At 40.2% G+C, this 4,441-nt stretch carries 3 protein-coding genes; all 3 read right to left on the reverse strand.

Annotation, left to right across the window (positions count from 1 at the left end; all coding sequences use genetic code 11):
• Nucleotides 1–24: 24 nt before the first annotated feature.
• The 3 genes from JJB97_RS17395 to JJB97_RS17405 are packed head-to-tail and all read right to left on the reverse strand — an operon-like array spanning nt 25 to nt 4,157.
• Complete coding sequence (locus tag JJB97_RS17395) at nt 25–423, reverse strand: hypothetical protein (protein WP_238715344.1); 399 nt, start codon at nt 421–423, stop codon at nt 25–27.
• Between the two features lie 42 nt (nt 424–465).
• Nucleotides 466–1,122, reverse strand: coding sequence for a hypothetical protein (locus JJB97_RS17400; protein ID WP_238715345.1), 657 nt, complete (start codon nt 1,120–1,122; stop codon nt 466–468).
• The gene (locus JJB97_RS17405; protein WP_238715346.1) at nt 1,014–4,157 is read right to left on the reverse strand and encodes a hypothetical protein; all 3,144 of its coding nucleotides are present in this window, start codon (nt 4,155–4,157) and stop codon (nt 1,014–1,016) included. Before JJB97_RS17405 ends, JJB97_RS17400 begins: the two co-directional genes overlap by 109 nt.
• Between the last annotated feature and the right edge of the window lie 284 nt (nt 4,158–4,441).

The following is a 4,441-nucleotide window of genomic DNA, read 5'->3' on the forward strand; positions in this document are numbered from 1 at the left end:
TAATACATTGGCAGTTACACAGAATTACTGACAGGCTCCCCAGTCTTGCTGAGGGATAAAATCTTCCATTTGAGGAATGTTAGGTAATATGTTGTAAATAATACTAAAAAATTCTCTTGCTTGTTGATATGTTTTAAGTTCCTTTTGGTTATTAAAAGTACTAACATCCATGGAGAGCAAGGTGTTGAAAGCTATAGTGTGTTTTACAGGTGACGAGATATTAGGTAGCCATAGTTCGGAAATACTTAATGTAAGTAAAAGATCTGCGAGATTGTACTCTTTATATACAGAAGTTAAATTATCTTTTATTTTTTGCATAGCGTCTTCATAGTTTCTATTACCCTTGCTAGAGGATTTTTCTCTGGATTTGTTACTGCTTTTTTTCTTTTTTAAATCTCGTTTTGCCTTGCTGTTCTTTCCCATTTTTAAATCCTTTTGAGAACTAAGTGTGTCAATGTGTTGGATTTAATATCCTTCAAGTCTTAACTTTGCATGCCGATCATTGTTTGCAGCATCAAAATCATAATGTGAAGCAAGATCATCAAAGATACTTGCTAGTTTGGGATGAGTAAAATATAACTGGTTGGCAATTTCTTTGTATTGGTCAACTAGTTTTCGTTCCTTATCACCGCCTTCATAATAATCTCTTATTGTTGTACCACGGCTATTAATAGTGCCAAAATAGAAACCTTGTCTGATTTCATCCCGTTCTGTCTCTTCCAGCAAATCTTTGATTGTCATGCTGGACCATGGTGCATCATTTAGATGTTTTGAGCGGGATAGCCATTTACCGATTATGTAATCGGTAATATTGCTTCTGTCATTTTCTGTCGCTAGTTTTCTGACTTCCTTAATCCAGTTACTAAATACATCTTCATCAATACTTTGATCTGGCTTCTGACCGGGGATCCCTTTCCCTTTATCCAGCACTCTATAAGCTTGTTGTGCCGCAGCAATTAAGGATTCATCCTGTTTATATTCTTTATCTGATTCTGTTTTATAAGTAAGGCATATTAATTGCGTGAAGAGTGGTGGATTGCAAAGTAATTCCGCGTAGAGGTTTTTTGCTCCTTTCTCACAACTTCTAAACGCTGTGAAAAAGAAAAATTCCAGTAAGGCCAAATCTCTAAACGCGATACCTGTCCTGACGATTCAAGATATTCTATAGCCTTGGACAAATGCCAACCATCTGGCATTGGTACATCTTTTTCAGCGGTAGTTCGGAATCCGTTTAACAGTTTCAATAGGTTTTGCCAGGAAACCTTTTCCATATGATGTCTTACGAGATTAAATGCGGATATATATCTATCAGAAAACATCATTTTTCCGATGAAGTAGTCAATTTCATCAGCATCGTCACTCCAGATATGTGGATAATTTATTCCCTTCCAGTACAGCATTTGAGCGCTTTCGGGGTAATTTGTAAGGTTGTGCCATGTAGCCATAGTGGGCGGAAGTACTGATTGGAATGCAGCAATTTTTTCATCACTATCCATCTCATTCTTAAATATTGAAGAGTTTATCAGGATAAGCCGCTTTTCTTCAGGGAGCCAGTTATAAAATGAACTGATCAGTGGATCATGGAATGGAAAACCATTACTCCTGAATTTTTCAATAATCCATGATAATGAGTCTAATAAATGTAAGTTACAGGTTGCCAGAGACTCCCCTATGACAGAGGGGGATTGTGCTACTGAAAGTAAAGATGATAATCCGTCCCATCCTTGTTGATAGTAGATTTCTTCTATTGCATTGATTCGCATTTTTCTTATTTTTTCACTATGCCTTAGATGATCTTTTTCACTTCCTTCTGGTAATACAGGGTAATGAGAGGTGAACAGTCGGCGTTTATCAAGAATAATGTCTTGAGGCGTTAATAAACTGACAAATGGCATGAGGTCTTCTGCAACCGATCTGCTTTTTTTATCTCCATCAGTGTTATAAGAGTTATGCCAGTTTAGATAATGATATAACACTTCTCTAACAATCTCCTTGTCTTTGTCAGGAAATGAAGTCGTGCTTTTAATTAATAAAATAAGTCTTTCTTGATAGCCCCCTTCAAAATGATCTATTCGCTTAATAAGTGCAGCTATTCTTTCAGCATTTTTTTCTGCCAAACTCAGTATTAGCTCACCAAGTGCAGAATAATATGCACTAAAAAAAATTCCTCTCATTTTCGCACTGCCAGCATCATCATCCCGCCATTTTGGTCTGGCATTTTCCGTATACGTACTACCCATAGGATCGGTTTGTTCATAGAGAAAACGCCAGGCAATGCTATCGTGCTTTTTGATAAGCATATCAAGTACGATAAGTCTTTGTTCATCAGTAGCCATTTTTTGCGGCCAATAGGGTCTGAGCAATGATTTCAGGGTATTTTCCGGTGTATTGGTCCAGTTTCCCTGAATTCTTAATGATGATAACGTTGTAAGAATAAGGTTGATTCTAAGTAATCGTCTTGGGTTCCAGGCCAGAATTTCCAGCGCATGCAATAAGTCAGCATGCCAACAACGCATACCAAAGCCTGTACTTTCGCTTGTTTCCGTTAGTAGGCGAGTAACGGCAACCTCTGTTGACTGCAAACTTGTTTCTATGGATTTTAAGAATACCTCTGGTGATGCTTCAGCTAACGGACATAATACGTCTGTTAATGACAGCCATCTCTCACCATCAGCATCCATCAACAGATCTCTAACCAGATTGTCGATGGCAACAATGATGAAATCTGAATTAACCCCTTCACTGCTTTCAGCGTAGATTCTGAGCTTCACCAGTGAGTCAGCGATTGATTTCAGAATAAAATCTGATTCTGAACGAACTTTTCCATAGATAGCCGCCATCCAGCGTTCTTCGTTTTTGATTTCAAGGGCAGGATCGGGTTTAAGTAGCGTTTGTTTTACAATCAAGAAGAAACGTTCGAGCTGACTTTCTGTAAGTCGAGGGGCTAGTTGATACAATAGCTCAATGGGAGATTTTGCTTTCCATACATTGCCAATCTGTAATACCGGAGAGTCATCCTGAAGAGAGATTTCGCGTAGTTCCTGTTCCAGTTCTTCGTAATTTATTTTCGCAATAGTTTCAACGCAATATTTATCGCCTGCTTTTTTGCCATTCCAGCACCCCACCAGGGTCAATGTGATTAACGCGTTTGCTGGCGATGTGGTCAGCCATACGGGATATGAAATTGTCGGGTACTTGGCCCTGAGACGTCGATAAACCGACCAGGATCGTCCGGTTGTTCGCGATAATCGCCTTGCATCGGATTCTTCTTCTCCTAAAGCAATGAGCTTCTCTTCAAAATCGCTTCTGGTAAGACGCTCCAGAGTAATAGTATCACTTCGTTTATTACCCGTAGTATTGTGATCGCCCAAGGAAAATGGAATAAAAACAGTTCGTTCAGGCTGATGACGGCTTTGTCTGGAAATATCACTGTTCATCGCCAGACAGAACTTAATTGAGGGATTTTTATCAATAAAGCGCCATCCATCATCAGTTGTTATGCAGGCGGCTATATTTTCATGCCCCACTTCTATTAAGCTGGCGCAGGCAAAAGCGATGGCCTCTTCCTGACTGTCCGCCCGGATAATAATTTGTTCTTTTTTCTCTGACAGAAAGCCGTTCAGCGTGTTTTTTTCTTCTTCTCTGCCCGCCAGCAAAGTTTCTTTTGTTAATGGAAATTGTGACTGATTGCGCCATTGTTCCCAAAAATGGGAAATGGATTCAATGCCTGTGCCAGTATGGCCCGTTAGTTCACCTAACCAGAGAGCTACAGCCGGAGTGTTTTCCAGCCATGCCTCCAGATCGTCAGCAACAAGTGCATAAACGTTGAACCAGATGTTTTCAGCCCGAGCTTCTTTGAGCCAGCTATCTTTTTTGGGCCACCGACGTGGCGATACGAAAACAAAGCAACTTTTAGTAGCTTCCTGTGGTGAAATTTGTTGATTTCTTTTCCGAAAATCTGAGCGTGCCTTAGTAATGATGTCGGAGGAACAGCCAATTTCCCAGAAAGAGGCACCATCAGGAACCCAGATGTTGCCTTTGTCAGCCTGTATAATACCATCCCAACCGCTGGTTGAAACAGAATCACCGCCGGGCATGCTCAATGCTGTTATTGTTGTGGTCGCGCTGATTAATCGCCGTATCAAAATGGGCAACATCCCTGAGCGTCTCTTGTGTCCGCCCACTGTTCAATTTGGGTCGCGGTGATCCTCATATTAAGATCCTTAAAGTGTGTTTTCTGGATTATATTCCCGATTACTTATTGAATAAAATGGAAAAAATGAAACTTTAGACTTTTGTTTGATGCGAAAGACGGACTATTAGTTTTGCAGATAAGAGAGCGTTATTTCTGCGGGCGGCCTTCTATAACCTCACTTGCTGTTAATTGCTAATCGCGGTACTTCTAGACTAGCCCCATAGATCACCAGACACTTCGCCTCTC

The organism is Tenebrionibacter intestinalis, from assembly GCF_016632365.1.
GTDB classification, from domain to species: Bacteria; Pseudomonadota; Gammaproteobacteria; order Enterobacterales; family Enterobacteriaceae; genus Tenebrionibacter; species Tenebrionibacter intestinalis.

What these genes read in the sequence shown, in the direction of transcription:
- JJB97_RS17395 (WP_238715344.1), bottom strand. Translation starts at nt 423, where the DNA reads ATGGGAAAGAACAGCAAGGCAAAACGAGATTTAAAAAAGAAAAAAAGC.
- JJB97_RS17405 (WP_238715346.1), bottom strand. Translation starts at nt 4,157, where the DNA reads ATGTTGCCCATTTTGATACGGCGATTAATCAGCGCGACCACAACAATA.